Below are 13485 nucleotides of genomic sequence, written 5' to 3'. Positions count from 1 at the left end.
GGGTGCCTGCCCCGACCCCGCCCGGCCCGACCCCGCCCGCCCCGACCCTGGTCACCGTCAGCCCCCGTCTCCCCGGTCTGCTGGGCCCGGCCGGCTGGCGGGCCGTCGCCGGCGCGTCGGGCGTGCTCGCCCTCCCCGGTGCGGCCGCGACCGCCCGGGCGCTGCGCGAGGCCGGCACCGAGGTCCGCGACGTCGCCGCGGTCGACGCGGGCGGGCCGGGTGACGTCGTGCTGCTGACCGCGGAGGAGGCCGCCGGCGCCGGTGCGCCGGACGGGGTGCTGGACGGCGCCCCCGAGCCTGCCGGTGCCCACCTGCTGGACGTCGTGTCGGTGATGGACCGGCTGCGCTCGCCCGGCGGCTGCCCCTGGGACGCCGAGCAGACCCACGCCTCGCTGCGCGGCTACCTGCTGGAGGAGGCGCACGAGGCCTACGACGCGATCACCGACGAGGACCCGGTGGCGATGCGGGAGGAGCTCGGTGACGTGCTGCTGCAGGTCGCCTTCCACGCCCGGGTGGCCGCCGAGGCGCCCGGCGAGCGCCGCTTCGACGTCGACGACGTGGCCGACGAGCTGGTCGCCAAGCTGGTCCGCCGGCACCCGCACGTCTTCGGCGACGCCGGCCCCCGGGACGTCGCAGCCGTCGAACGCGGCTGGGACGAGATCAAGGCGGTGGAGAAGAAGCGCCGTTCGCCGACCGAGGGGGTCTCGAGCTCGCAGTCCGCGGCCGCCTGGGGGTCGGCGCTGGCCGGGCGGGCCCGCCGGGCCGACCTGCCCACGCCCCCGGCCGCGGAGCTGTCCGCCGGCACCCCCGAGGAGCTGGGGGAGCAGTTGCTGGCCACCGTGGTGGCCGCGCAGCAGCGCGGCTGGGACGCCGAGGACGCGCTGCGCACCGCCGTCCGCCGTTACGCCGGCCGGCTCGACGCCGCCGCGGCCGCCCGCGCGCAGGGCTAGCGGCTGGTCGCGGCCGGGTCGGACCCGAGGAACTGCGGCAGCCAGAACAGCACCGCCGCGGCCAGGGCGCCGGCGACGACGAAGCCGGCGGCGCCGCTGCCGTCGACGTAGGCCCACAGCAGGCCCAGCACCGGGGCCAGCACGACCGGCACGCCGTCGCTGCGGGCCTGACGGGCCAGCCCGACGTCGGGTGCCTCCGGGTCGACGCCGGCCTGCCGGACGTCGCCGCGGGGGGCGCTGCGCCGCACCCGGCCCGAGGGCCACACCTGCTGGCCGTCCAGGACCGGGAGCACCAGGGCGTCCGTGGCCGGGTCCCCGTGCACGAGGGCGGGGGAGTCGGGCCGGGCCCGGTCGACCTCGGGCGCCCAGTGCACGGGCACCCAGCGCACCCCGTGCGGGGTGACCAGCTCCAACCAGCTGCGCACCAGCAGGCCGCGCCGGACCACCAGGTGGGTCACGGTGACCGCCGTCGTCGGGCGGCCGGCCAGCCGGCGGCGGGACAGCAGCCGCAGGCCGGTCAGCACCGAGACGGCCAGCCCGACCAGGGCGACCAGCACCAGGCCGAAGACGACGTCGCCGACCGCCCCGTGCGCGGCGTCGCCGTCGGCGTAGACCCGGGACCCGTCGGCGGCGGCCGGGTCGTACTGCACGGTGACCGCGGCGTCGGGGGCCACGTCGACGGCGGTGCGGAGCACCAGCACCCCGGTCCGCTCCTCCCCGGCCGCGTCGGTGAAGGACACCCGCACGCCGCGCCCCGCCGGGTCCAGCCCGTCGCGCACCACGGTCGCCGACGCGGTGGCGTCCGCCGCGGCCAGCGGGGCCTGGGTGCCCGGCAGCCGGACCGCCAGCACGACCAGCAGCACGAGCCCGACGACGAGCACCGGCACCAGTCCCAGCAGCAGCTGGCGGACGGCGCGGGCGTGCGGGCGGGACGGCGCTGCGCTGGTCATCGGGGCCCATGCTCCCGCACCCGCGGCGCGGGGGTCCGGGACGCCGCCCGGGGTCGCTAGGCTGCCCCCGTGGCCAGCATCGATGCAGTAGGCGCGCGGGAGATCCTCGACTCGCGCGGAAACCCGACCGTGGAGGTCGAGGTCGCCCTCGACGACGGCACCATCACCCGGGCCGCCGTGCCCAGCGGTGCCTCCACCGGCGCCTTCGAGGCGGTGGAGTTGCGTGACGGCGGCGAGCGGTACGGCGGCAAGGGCGTGACCAAGGCCGTCGACGGCGTCCTGGACGTCATCGGCCCCGAGCTCGTGGGCTTCGAGGCCAGCGAGCAGCGCCTCGTCGACCAGGCGCTCATCGACCTCGACGGCACCCCCGACAAGTCCCGCCTGGGCGCGAACGCGATCCTCGGCGTCTCCCTGGCCGTGGCGAAGGCCGCGGCCGAGTCCTCCGGGCTCCCGCTCTTCCGCTACATCGGCGGACCCTCCGCGCACGTCCTGCCCGTCCCGATGATGAACATCCTCAACGGCGGTGCGCACGCCGACAGCAACGTCGACGTCCAGGAGTTCATGATCGCCCCGATCGGGGCCCCGACCTTCGTCGAGGCGCTCGCGATGGGCACCGAGGTCTACCACGCGCTGAAGTCGGTGCTGAAGGCCCGCGGGCTGTCCACCGGCCTGGGTGACGAGGGCGGCTTCGCCCCGTCGCTGCCCAGCAACCGGGACGCCCTGGACCTCATCACCGAGGCCGTGGAGAAGGCCGGCTACACCCCCGGCACCGACATCGGCTTCGCCCTGGACGTCGCGGCGACCGAGTTCCACTCCGAGGACGGCTACGCCTTCGAGGGCAAGACCCTCAGCGCCGGTGACCTCACCGAGTACTACGCCGGGCTGCTCGACGCCTACCCGATCGTCTCCATCGAGGACCCGCTGTCCGAGGAGGACTGGCAGGGCTGGATCGACCTGACCGCAGCCATCGGCGACCGCGTGCAGATCGTCGGCGACGACCTGTTCGTCACCAACCCGGTCCGGCTGGCCGACGGCATCGCCCGTGGCGCGGCCAACGCGCTGCTGGTCAAGGTCAACCAGATCGGCACGCTCACCGAGACCCTGGACGCGGTCAACCTGGCGCACCGCTCGGGCTACCGCTCGATGATGAGCCACCGCTCCGGGGAGACCGAGGACACCACGATCGCCGACCTCGCCGTCGCCACCGACTGCGGGCAGATCAAGACCGGTGCCCCGGCCCGGTCCGAGCGCGTCGCCAAGTACAACCAGCTGCTCCGCATCGAGGAGGAGCTCGACGACGCCGCCCGCTACGCCGGTGCCGCCGCCTTCCCGCGGCACACCGCCTGACGGCAGCGACACCGAGAGACCAGGAGAGCGCACCCCCGTGGCCACCGCCCGCACCCGGCGCAGCACGTCCGGCGGCCCCCGCCGCCGGACCGCCTCGCGTCCGGAGCGGCCGGGGGCCCGGGGGAGCGCCGACCTGCGGCAGGGGCGCCGGCGCACCCGTCGTCCCGCCCGGACGGCGACCAGCGCCCGGCGCACCCCGCTGTTCACCGGCCGCGCGGTCCTGCTGGGCGCGCTGGTCCTGCTGCTCCTGCTCACCCTGGCCGGCCCGGTCCGCTCCTACGTGGCCGGTCGCCAGGAGCTCGCCGAGCTCGCCGCGGAGAGCCAGGCGCTGTCCCTGCGCGAGGAGCAGCTGCGGGCCGAGCTGGAGCGCCAGTCCGATCCCGCCTACATCGCCCAGCAGGCCCGCGAACGGCTCAACTACGTGCTGCCCGGCGACCGGCTCGTCGTCATCGCCGACGGCGAGGTCGTCGAGGGCGAGCAGCCCGCGCAGACGCCCGACGCGGCGGTGCCGGAGGAGCAGCTGCCCTGGTACACCGGGCTCATGGAGTCCGTCACGACGGCCGACGGCACTCCCTAGCCCCTGCGCGGCATGGGGGAGACTCCTCCGGTGAGCACCCCCGTCAGCCCCGAGGACCGCGAGATCGTCGCCCGGCAGCTCGGCCGCCCCCCGCGGGCGCTGGTCGCCGTCGCGCACCGCTGCCCGTGCGGTCAGCCCGACGTCGTGCAGACCGCCCCGCGGCTGGAGGACGGCACGCCGTTCCCGACGCTGTACTACCTGACCTGCCCGCGGGCCTCGGCCGCCGCCAGCCGGCTGGAGTCCGAGGGCGCGATGAAGCAGTGGCAGGCCGACCTGGCCACCGACCCCGAGCTCGCGGCCGGTTACACCGCGGCCCACGAGGCGTTCCTGGCCACCCGGGACGCCGTCGACGTGCTGCCCACCCGGTCCAGTGCCGGGGGCATGCCCGAGCGGGTCAAGTGCCTGCACGCCCTGGCCGCGCACTCGCTGGCCGCCGGACCGGGCGTCAACCCGATCGGCGACCGCGCGCTGGCCGGCATGGGGGAGTGGTGGACGGCCGGCCCGTGCGCGGCACCGTCCCCGCAGGAGCCCGACGACGCGGCGGCCGGCCTGTGACCCGGGTCGCCGCGATCGACTGCGGCACCAACTCGATCCGGCTGCTGGTCGCCGACGTGCCGGCCGAGGGCGCGCACGTCGAGGTGCTCCGCCGGATGGAGGTCGTCCGGCTCGGCGAGGGCGTCGACGCCACCGGCCGGCTGGCGCCGCAGGCGGTCGAGCGGACCCGCCTGGTGCTGGCCGAGTACGCCGCCGCGGCCCGCCAGCTGGGCGCCGAGCGCGTCCGGATGGTGGCCACCAGCGCCAGCCGGGACGCCGCGAACCGGGCCGACTTCGAGGACATGGTCCAGGCCACGCTGGGCCAGCTGCCCGACGTCGTCCCCGGGCTAGAGGAGGCGCGGCTGTCCTTCCGGGGCGCCACCGGGTCGCTGGCCGCAGCGGCGGCGGCGCACGGTGGCCCGCCACCGGCCGCGCCGTACCTGGTGGTGGACATCGGCGGTGGCTCGACCGAGTTCGTCCTGGGCGACGTCGACGGGGTGCGCGCGGCCCGGTCGGTGGACATCGGCTGCGTGCGGCTCACCGAGCGGCACCTGCACTCCGACCCGCCGACGTCGGAGGAGATCCAGCGCGCCGAGTCCGACGTCCGGGCGGCGCTGGCAGTGGTCGTCGCGGACGTGCCCGTGGGCGAGGCCCGCACGCTGGTCGGCCTGGCCGGCTCGGTGACCACCGTGGCCGCGTTGGCGCTGGGCCTGCCCGGCTACGACCCGGCGGCCCTCCACGGCGCCCGGGTGTCGGTCTCCGCGGTCCGGTCGGTGACCGCCGGCCTGCTGACCGCCACCCGCGCCCGCCGTGCGGCCCTGCCGGTGATGCACCCCGGCCGGGTCGACGTCATCGGCGCGGGCGCGCTGGTGCTGCGGGTCGTCATGGACGCGCTCGCCCTGGACGAGGTCGTCGTCAGCGAGCACGACATCCTCGACGGCATCGCGCTCACCCTGGCCCGCGGCTGACACCCCCGCCCGGTGGGGCGGGGGTGTGCGCCGGTCAGGCTGCGCTGTCGGCGTTCGCGCCGGGCGGGAACTTGCCGGTGAGCTTGGTGTAGGCCTTGGCCGCGCCGCGGGCGGCGAACAGCCGGCCGAAGGCCACCAGCACACCGGAGACCGCGGCCCAGGCCAGCGCGTCGCCCCAGCCGACGCCGGGGACGTCGGGGTTCTTCGGCGGCGGGGTGCCGCGCACCTTCAGCCAGGCGGCGTCGGCCACCTTCTTCACCACGATGCCGGTCGGGATGGCCAGCGCCGGGCCGAGCAGCTTGTACAGCGCGGGGGTCTTGACCTTCTGGGTCTTGTTCTGGGTCTTCGCCACCGGACGATCATGCCGCGCACGGCTGTGCTCTGCTGGGTGGGTGGCACGTGACGACGACGGCTTCCCCGTCACCCGCACCCCGGCCGGCGTCGCGCGAGGCGCCCGGACCGCGCTGGACCTGGCGACCGTGGACGAGCGGGTCTCCGGCTGCCGTGCCTGCCCGCGGCTGGTGTCCTGGCGGGAGGAGGTCGCGGTGGTCAAGCGGGCCTCCTTCCGGGACGAGGACTACTGGGGCCGCCCGGTCCCCGGGCTCGGGCCGGCGGACGCCCGGATCGCCGTCGTCGGCCTGGCGCCGGCAGCGCACGGCGGCAACCGGACGGGGCGGGTCTTCACCGGGGACCGGTCCGGGGACTGGATCTTCGCCGCGCTCTGGCGGGCCGGGCTGGCCAACCAGCCCACGTCCGTCCACCGGGACGACGGGCTGGCGTTGACCGACGTCCGGGTGCTGGCCGCGGTGCGGTGCGCCCCGCCCGCCAACGCGCCCACCCCGGCCGAGCGGGACACGTGCGCGCCGTGGATGGCCCGGGAGCTGGCGCTGCTGCCCCGGCTGCGGGCCGTCGTGGTGCTCGGCGGGTTCGGGTGGACGGCGCTGTGGCCGGTGCTGGCCGCCGCCGGGGTCACCCTGCCCCGGCCCCGCCCGGCCTTCGGGCACGGGGTGGAGGTCGAGCTGACCGGCCCGAGGGGACCGCTGACCCTGCTGGGCAGCTACCACGTGAGCCAGCAGAACACCTTCACCGGACGGCTGACCGAGCCGATGCTGGACGCCGTCCTGAACCGGGCGGTGCAGGTCGCGGGAGGATGAGCCGGACAGCACCGCCCCCGTAGCCCAACCGGCAGAGGCAGGCCCCTTAAAAGGGTCCCAGTGTGGGTTCGAACCCCACCGGGGGCACGTCGTCGGCGGGACGGTTGCTGAGCGTCGGTGACCGTCTCGTCCAGGCGGGTCGAGTCTTGTTCTTCCGGCGGCGCCCGGACACGGTCGTCACAGCAGACCCACAGCGACGTGGGTCCGGGCGCAGGGACGACCGATGACCAGCACGGCAGGAACGACACGCCCCACCGGGCGTCGACGGGTGGTGTCGGCCGCTGCGGCGGGCGCCCTGGCCGTCTCCGGCGTGGTCCTGGTGGCCACCCCGGCCGAAGCCGGCCCGTCCACGCGGGGTTGCGAGAACCGGGTCAACGCCAGCATCGACAAGCTGCTCACCTGCGTTACAGCGGCCGGCGTCACCGAGCACCTGGCGGCCTTCCAGGCAGCCGCCGACGCCAACGGGGGCAACCGCGCGTCCGGTTCGACCGGGTACGCCGCCTCGGCCGACCACGTCGACGCGACCCTGACCGCCGCCGGCTACGACGTGGTCCGGCAGTCCTTCGAGTTCCCGTTCTTCGAGCAGACCTCGGCGGCCGGCTTCGCCCAGGTGGCGCCGGAGGCGGCCACGTACGCCGAGGGCACCGACTTCGCCGTCGCCACGTTCTCCGGGTCCGGCGACGTGACCGCGGTGGCCCAGGCGGTGGACACCGACTTCACCCCCACCGCCACCAGCACCAGCGGCTGCGAGGCCGCCGACTTCGCCGGGTTCACCGCGGGCAGCATCGCCCTGGTCCAGCGGGGCAGCTGCGACTTCGCGGTCAAGTCGGCCAACGCCGAGGCCGCGGGCGCCGCGGGTGTGGTCATCGTCAACCGCGGCACCTCCGACGACGGCGGTCTGATCAGCCCGACGCTGGGCGCGCCCGGCGTGGGCATCCCGGTCGTCGGCACCACCTCCGCCCTGGGCTCCACCCTGGCCGGGGACACCCTCGCGCTCACCGTGGACGCGGTCAGCGAGGTCCGGACGACGGAGAACCTCACCGCCGAGCTGCCGGGCCGGGTGGACGACGGCGTCGTCGTGGTCGGCGGGCACCTGGACTCGGTGCCCGAGGGACCGGGGATCAACGACAACGGCAGCGGGTCCGCCACGATCCTGGAGGTCGCGCAGAACCTGGCGCGCACCCAGCTGGAGCACCCGGTGCGCTTCGCGTTCTGGGGAGCCGAGGAGTTCGGCCTGCTGGGCTCGCAGGCCTACGTCGACAGCCTCACCGACGCCGAGCTGGCCCGGATCGGCAGCTACCTGAACTTCGACATGCTGGGCTCCCCGAACCACGCGAACTTCGTCTACGACAGCGACGCCTCCACGTTCCCGGCGCCCGAGGGCTACGTGAGCGCGGAGTCCGGTGCCATCGAGGCCACATTCGAGGCCTTCTACGACTCCCGCGGGATCGCCTACGAGGACACCGAGTTCGACGGCCGCAGCGACTACCAGGCCTTCGCCGACGCCGGCATCCCCTCCGGTGGGCTCTTCTCCGGGGCCGAGGACGTCAAGACCCCGGAGCAGGCCGCCCGTTACGGCGGTACGGCCGGTGTCGCCTACGACGCCTGCTACCACCAGGCCTGCGACGACCTGGACAACGTCAGCCAGCTGGCGTTGGACCAGAACTCCGACGCCGTCGCCTACGCCGTCCTGACCATCGCCGACGCCGGGACCGGCCCGGGGCAGGGCAACGGCTGACCGACCGCCGCCCACGCGGCACCCGTGACGAGGGCCGCCGGACACCCGTCCGGCGGCCCCCGCCGTGTCCAGCGCGCTCCCAGGAACCCATCCGGGGGGTCGGGCGTTGTGATGATCGAGTGGGGTGCACGACCTGCAGCCCACGCACCCGACCCGAGTCACCTCAGGGAGATGACGATGCCCAGCAGCAACCCGGCGTTCAGTCGGGGCTTCCCCGGCGCGGCGCAGGCAGGCCAGGCCTCCGCGTGGGGCCAGGCGCCGCAGCAGCAGTACGGCGCACCCGCCCAGCAGAACCCGTACGCCCAGCCCTCGCCGTACGCGGCCACGGGCGCCCAGTACATGACGATGGACGACGTCGTCACCAAGACCGGCGTGACCTTCCTGGTGACGGTGCTGACCGCCGCCGCCACGTGGGCGCTGCTGCCGCAGTCCGCGGCCTTGGGGCTGCTGATCCCGGCCCTGCTGGTGGGTCTGGGCCTGGGTCTGTTCATCTCCTTCAAGCAGATCGCCAACCCGGCGGCGACCCTGGCCTACGCGGCCATGCAGGGTGTCGTCGTCGGCGCGATCAGCGAGGTCTACGCCAACGCCTTCGACGGCAACCTCGTCTTCCAGGCGGTCATCGGCACCTTCGGTGTCTTCGCCGGGATGCTGGTGGTCTACAAGACCGGCGCCATCCGGGTCACCCCCAAGCTGACCCGCTGGATCGTCGGCGCCATGTTCGGTGTGCTGGCCCTGATGCTGGTCAACCTCGTCGGCGGCCTGTTCGGCGCCGACCTGGGCCTGCGCGACGGTGGCCCGATCGCCATCGTCTTCAGCCTCGTCGTCATCGGCGTCGCGGCGTTCTCGCTGCTGCTGGACTTCGACATGGCCGACGAGGCCATCCGTCGGGGCGTGGCCCCGAAGTTCGCCTGGTACATCGCCTTCGGCCTGCTGGTCACGGTCATCTGGCTGTACCTGGAGATCCTGCGTCTGCTCAGCTACTTCCGCGAGTGAGCTGACACGAGCACCGACAGAGGCCCGGCCCCCGCGAGGGGGCCGGGCCTCTGGCCGTTCCGGGGGACGTCAGCTCAGGCGCTCGAGCACCATCGCCATGCCCATGCCGCCGCCGACGCACATGGTCTCCAGACCGAACGTGCCGTCGGTGGAGCGCAGGCCGTTGAGCAGCGTGCCGGTGATCCGGGCGCCGGTCATGCCGAAGGGGTGGCCCACGGCGATGGCGCCGCCGTGCACGTTGAGCTTGTCGATGTCGATGCCCAGGTCGCGGTAGGACGGGATCACCTGCGCGGCGAACGCCTCGTTGATCTCCACCAGGTCCATGTCGGCGATGGTCATCCCGGCGCGGGCCAGGGCCTGCCTGGAGGCCTCCACCGGGCCGTAGCCCATGATCTCCGGCGACAGGCCGGTGACCCCGGTGGACACGATGCGGGCCAGCGGGGTGAGCCCCAGCTGTGCGGCCTTGGTGTCGCTCATGACGACCAGCGCGGCCGCCCCGTCGTTGAGCGGGCAGGCGTTGCCGGCGGTGACCCGGCCGTCGGGGCGGAAGACCGGCTTGAGGCCGGAGATGCCCTCCAGGGTGGTGCCCGCGCGCGGGCCGTCGTCGGTGGAGACGACGGTGCCGTCCGGGGTGGTCACCGGGGTGATCTCCCGGGCCCAGAAGCCGTCGGCGATGGCCTTCTCCGCCAGGTTCTGCGACCGGACGGCGAACTCGTCCATCTCGGCGCGCGAGACGTCGTTCAGCAGCGCCAGGTTCTCCGCCGTCTGGCCCATCGCGATGTACACGTCGGGCACCTGGCCCTCGCTGCGCGGGTCGACCCAGGAGTCGGCGCCGCTCTCGGCGACGGCGGCGACCTGGCCCTTGCGGTCGGCGAAGAGCGGGTTCTCGGTGTCCGGCAGCCCGTCGGAGTTGCCCTTGGCGAACCGGGACACCATCTCGACCCCGGCGGAGATGAACACGTCGCCCTCGCCGGCCTTGATGGCGTGCATGGCCATCCGGGTGGTCTGCAGCGAGGAGGAGCAGTAGCGGGTGATGGTGGTGCCGGGCAGGTGGTCCATGCCCAGCAGCACCGACACGACGCGGCCCATGTTGAAGCCCTGCTCGCCGCCGGGCAGGCCACAGCCCAGCATCAGGTCGGAGATGTCGGTCGGGTCCAGCTCGGGCACCTGGTCCAGTGCGGCGCGGACGATGGTGGCGGCCAGGTCGTCGGGACGCAGGTCCTTCAGCGAGCCCTTGAAGGCCCGTCCGATCGGGGATCGGGCAGCGGCGACGATGACGGCTTCGGGCACGGAGACCTCCACGGTGAGGCGCCACCCGCGTGGTGGCGTCGGGTCGGACCCGAAGCTACCCCCCGGTAACCAACGCCCGCGCTCAGGTGGCGGGGACCGGGTCCGGCGTCGTCTCGGCCGGGCTGGCGATGTCCGGGGGACGCCGCCGCCGCAGCCGCGCCCAGGGACCGCGCGGACCGGCCTCCTCGCCGTGCACCTCGGTGGCCTGCACCTCGGTGCCGGTGCGTCCCGCGGCCCGGGCGGCGGCCTGGGCGACCGGGCGGACGGTGTCCCGGCGCAGCGAGCGCAGACCCCGGTCGGCGGCGGCGGGCCAGACACCCAGGCAGTCGGCGATCGAGGGCAGCAGGGAGGCGGCCGCCGCGGCGTAGCCGGCGGCGGAGGGGTGGAACTCGTCGCTGGAGAACATGGTCCGGTCGGTGGCGAACGCCGGGCCGAGCACGGAGCCCAGCGACACGGTGCGCCCGCCCTCGGCGACGACGGCGATGGTCTGCGCGGCCGCCAGCTGGCGGCTCCACCGGCGGGCCAGGGTGCGCAGCGGCTGCGCGATGGGCCGGATCGTGCCCAGGTCCGGGCAGGTGCCGACGACGACCCGGGTGCCGGCGGCCTCCAGGGTGCGCACGGCCTCGGCCAGGTTGCGGACGGCGACGGCGGGCTTGGTGCGGCTGGTGACGTCGTTGGCGCCGATCATCATCATCGCCACGTCGGGGGACTCGACGAGCACCTTCTGCACCTGCGCGGGCAGGTCGGTCGAGCGGGCCCCGGACCGGGCGGCCTTGACCAGCCGGACCGGACGCTCGGCGAGCTCGGCCAGCGCGGCCGCCACCAGCACCCCCGGGGTCTCCCCGGCGGTCTCCACGCCCAGACCAACGGCGCTGGAGTCCCCGAGCACCGCGAGCACCAGCGGCGTCCCCCGGTGCGAGCCGTAGACGCCCTCGCCGGTGGGCGGGTCGGCCTTGGCGGTGTTGGCCTCGACGCGTCGTCGCGCGAGCCGGGCCTCCTCGCGGAGCACCGTCACCAGCGCCGCGCCGGCCAGTCCGACCCCGCCGCCGCCGTAGACGGCACCCGTCGCGAGCCGTCGCGCCCTGCTGGCCCGCGTCACCGCTGCCCCCGTCCCTCGTCCGTCGTGCGTGTCCGTCGTGATCTCCCCGCCGAGGCTATCCCCACCTACGGTGGGCCCGTGCCCGACCACCCGACCCTCGTCCCCGCCCCCGACGAGAGCGCCCGCCGCGGCCAGATCGTCGACGTCCTGGTGGAGGCCTTCGCCGACCTGATGGCCGCCGACGCGGACGCCTTCCGGACCAAGTTCCGCAAGATGGCCGCCGACCCGTTCGCGTTCTACCGCGGGTCGGCCTGCCTGTTCTACGCCGACGTGGCGACGCTGGAGGACCGCTGGTGTGACGAGCAGACGTCGCGGACGTGGATCCACGGCGACCTGCACGCCGCGAACTTCGGCACCTACATGGACGGGTCCGGCCGGATCGTCTTCGACGTCAACGACTTCGACGAGTCCTACCTGGGGCACCTGTCCTGGGACCTGCGCCGGTTCTGCGCCAGCTTCGCGCTGCTGGCCTGGCGCAAGGCGCTGTCCGACGACGTCATCGGCGCGGTGCTGCGGGTCTACCTGGAGGCCTACCTGGACCAGGTGGCCGCGTTCTCCCGCACGGACGCCGACCGGGAGTTCGCCCTGGACCGGCACACCACCTCCGGCGCGGTCCGCGAGCTGGTGCTGGCCACGGCGGAGCAGACCCGGGTCTCCCTGCTGGACCGGCTGACGGTCGTGGAGGACCACCAGCGCCGGTTCGCCGACACCCCGCGCCACCGCCGGCTGGCCGACGCCGAGCGGGAGGAGGTGCTGGCTGCCGTCGTGGCCTACCGGGAGTCGATCCCGCAGGGCGCCCGCCGCCGGGAGGTCGCCTACGACGTCAAGGACGTCGTCGGCACCGGTGGGTTCGGCATCGGCAGCGCCGGGTTGCCGGCGTACACGGTGCTGCTGGAGGGCTACGACCAGGCGTTGGAGAACGACGTCGTGCTGTCGCTCAAGCAGGCCGCCCGGGCCGCGCCGAGCCGGGTCGTCACCGACCCGGGGGTCCGCGCGCTGTTCCAGCACGAGGGCGAGCGGACGGTCTCCGCCCAGCGCGCCATGCAGTCCCACGCCTCGCCGTTCCTCGGGCACACGGTCGTCCGCGGTGTCGGGTTCCTGGTGTCGGAGCTCTCGCCCTACGAGGAGGACCTGGACTGGGAGGACCTCACCGAGCCCGAGGAGATCGTCACCGTCGTCGAGCAGCTGGGCCGGGCCACCGCCAAGATCCACTGCATCGGGGACGCCGACGCCGAGCACGAGGCGGTCGACGTGCAGGTCGAGGACGCGGTGCTGGCGATGGTGGGGGACCGGCGCGAGGAGCTCATCGCCGACCTCACCGGCTTCGCGCACGCCTACGCGGCGCGCGCCCGGGCCGACCACCGGCTCTTCGTGGACGCCTTCCGGGCCGGGGAGATCCCCGGGATCAGCTCCAGCGGGGACCACCCGCTCACCTGATCGGCAGCTCCACGACCATCCCGCGGTGCGGGCCGACCGCGGGCACGTCGTAGGTGTCGGTGACGACGGTGAAGCCCATCCGCTCGTAGAAGCCGACGGCAGCCTCCCGGGCGTCGCACCACACCAGGTCGGCACCGTCGGCAGCCAGCCGGGCCAGCCCCTCGGCCACCAGGGCCCGACCGGCCCCGGCGCCGCGGACCTCGGGGTCGGTGGCCATCCCGCGCAGCTGCCACGGCTGCTCGGCCGCACGCCAGGTGCACGCCGCGGGGTGGAACCGCACCACCCCGACGACCCGGCCGCCCGGGAGCCGGGCGGCCAGGTGCAGGGTCGCGGGGTCCTCGTCGCCCGGGATCGCCGCCGGGCGACCGGGCCGCAGGACCGAGGACCGCAGCGGGAGGGTCGTCTCCGCGTCGACCTGCTCGACGGTCACGGTGCCGGACGTGGTCAT

The 13485-nt window shown here is 75.0% G+C and carries 14 protein-coding genes and 1 tRNA gene; 10 read left to right on the top strand and 5 right to left on the bottom strand.

Annotated features, from left to right (window positions below; genetic code table 11):
* Positions 1-2 precede the first annotated feature (2 nt).
* Positions 3-950, top strand: a complete 948-nt coding sequence (locus ASG41_RS09305) for a MazG family protein (RefSeq protein WP_082556742.1) — start codon at positions 3-5, stop codon at positions 948-950.
* On the opposite strand, the gene ASG41_RS09300 is transcribed toward ASG41_RS09305, so the two are convergent.
* Positions 947-1900 carry a hypothetical protein gene (locus ASG41_RS09300; RefSeq protein ID WP_056293011.1) on the bottom strand — a complete coding sequence of 318 codons (954 nt, stop codon included), beginning with the start codon at positions 1898-1900 and terminating at the stop codon, positions 947-949. The genes ASG41_RS09305 and ASG41_RS09300 overlap by 4 nt on opposite strands.
* A 69-nt stretch (positions 1901-1969) precedes the next feature.
* Here ASG41_RS09300 and eno point away from each other — a divergent pair, with 69 nt between their 5' ends.
* Genes eno through ASG41_RS09280 form a run of 4 tightly spaced genes read left to right on the top strand, consistent with a single transcriptional unit; the run spans position 1970 to position 5326 of the window.
* Positions 1970-3247: a phosphopyruvate hydratase gene (eno, locus tag ASG41_RS09295; RefSeq protein ID WP_056293007.1), complete on the top strand. Its 1278-nt coding sequence runs from the start codon at positions 1970-1972 to the stop codon at positions 3245-3247.
* Between the two features lie 37 nt (positions 3248-3284).
* Positions 3285-3824, top strand: coding sequence for a septum formation initiator family protein (locus ASG41_RS09290; RefSeq protein ID WP_056293004.1), 540 nt, complete (start codon positions 3285-3287; stop codon positions 3822-3824).
* Between the two features lie 30 nt (positions 3825-3854).
* Positions 3855-4379, top strand: a complete 525-nt coding sequence (locus ASG41_RS09285; RefSeq protein ID WP_235564671.1) for a DUF501 domain-containing protein — start codon at positions 3855-3857, stop codon at positions 4377-4379.
* On the top strand, positions 4376-5326 hold the full coding sequence (locus ASG41_RS09280; RefSeq protein ID WP_056292998.1) for a Ppx/GppA phosphatase family protein: 951 nt from the start codon (positions 4376-4378) through the stop codon (positions 5324-5326). The genes ASG41_RS09285 and ASG41_RS09280 overlap by 4 nt, the downstream gene beginning before the upstream one ends.
* A gap of 34 nt (positions 5327-5360) precedes the next feature.
* Here ASG41_RS09280 and ASG41_RS09275 read toward each other — a convergent pair whose 3' ends face one another.
* Positions 5361-5678, bottom strand: coding sequence for a DUF4235 domain-containing protein (locus tag ASG41_RS09275; protein WP_056292994.1), 318 nt, complete (start codon positions 5676-5678; stop codon positions 5361-5363).
* A gap of 40 nt (positions 5679-5718) precedes the next feature.
* Here ASG41_RS09275 and ASG41_RS09270 point away from each other — a divergent pair, with 40 nt between their 5' ends.
* The 4 genes from ASG41_RS09270 to ASG41_RS09255 all read left to right on the top strand — a co-directional run bounded on the left by ASG41_RS09270 (position 5719) and on the right by ASG41_RS09255 (position 9211).
* Positions 5719-6480 carry a uracil-DNA glycosylase gene (locus tag ASG41_RS09270; protein ID WP_082556741.1) on the top strand — a complete coding sequence of 254 codons (762 nt, stop codon included), beginning with the start codon at positions 5719-5721 and terminating at the stop codon, positions 6478-6480.
* A 13-nt stretch (positions 6481-6493) separates the two neighbouring features.
* Positions 6494-6567, top strand: a tRNA-Leu gene (locus ASG41_RS09265).
* 136 nt (positions 6568-6703) lie between these two features.
* Positions 6704-8218, top strand: a complete 1515-nt coding sequence (locus ASG41_RS09260) for a M20/M25/M40 family metallo-hydrolase (protein WP_082556740.1) — start codon at positions 6704-6706, stop codon at positions 8216-8218.
* Between the two features lie 177 nt (positions 8219-8395).
* Positions 8396-9211 (top strand): Bax inhibitor-1/YccA family protein, encoded by an 816-nt coding sequence (locus tag ASG41_RS09255; RefSeq protein ID WP_056292985.1) that lies wholly within the window; start codon positions 8396-8398, stop codon positions 9209-9211.
* Between the two features lie 69 nt (positions 9212-9280).
* Here ASG41_RS09255 and ASG41_RS09250 read toward each other — a convergent pair whose 3' ends face one another.
* Together ASG41_RS09250 and ASG41_RS09245 are read right to left on the bottom strand one after the other, a co-directional pair.
* Complete coding sequence (locus ASG41_RS09250) at positions 9281-10501, bottom strand: acetyl-CoA C-acetyltransferase (protein WP_056294698.1); 1221 nt, start codon at positions 10499-10501, stop codon at positions 9281-9283.
* Between the two features lie 82 nt (positions 10502-10583).
* A complete protein-coding gene (locus ASG41_RS09245) occupies positions 10584-11600 on the bottom strand; it encodes an SGNH/GDSL hydrolase family protein (protein ID WP_056292983.1) in 1017 nt (338 codons plus the stop codon).
* 78 nt (positions 11601-11678) lie between these two features.
* Here ASG41_RS09245 and ASG41_RS09240 point away from each other — a divergent pair, with 78 nt between their 5' ends.
* Positions 11679-13037, top strand: coding sequence for a DUF2252 domain-containing protein (locus tag ASG41_RS09240; RefSeq protein WP_056292978.1), 1359 nt, complete (start codon positions 11679-11681; stop codon positions 13035-13037).
* Here the strand turns inward: ASG41_RS09240 and ASG41_RS09235 are convergent.
* Positions 13030-13485 (bottom strand): GNAT family N-acetyltransferase, encoded by a 456-nt coding sequence (locus tag ASG41_RS09235; protein WP_056292974.1) that lies wholly within the window; start codon positions 13483-13485, stop codon positions 13030-13032. The genes ASG41_RS09240 and ASG41_RS09235 overlap by 8 nt on opposite strands.

This window comes from Modestobacter sp. Leaf380, from assembly GCF_001424485.1.
In the GTDB taxonomy this organism is placed as follows: Bacteria; Actinomycetota; Actinomycetes; order Mycobacteriales; family Geodermatophilaceae; genus Klenkia.
The sequence above is the reverse complement of the archived record's forward strand: the minus strand, read 5'-3'. Positions and strand labels throughout refer to the sequence as shown.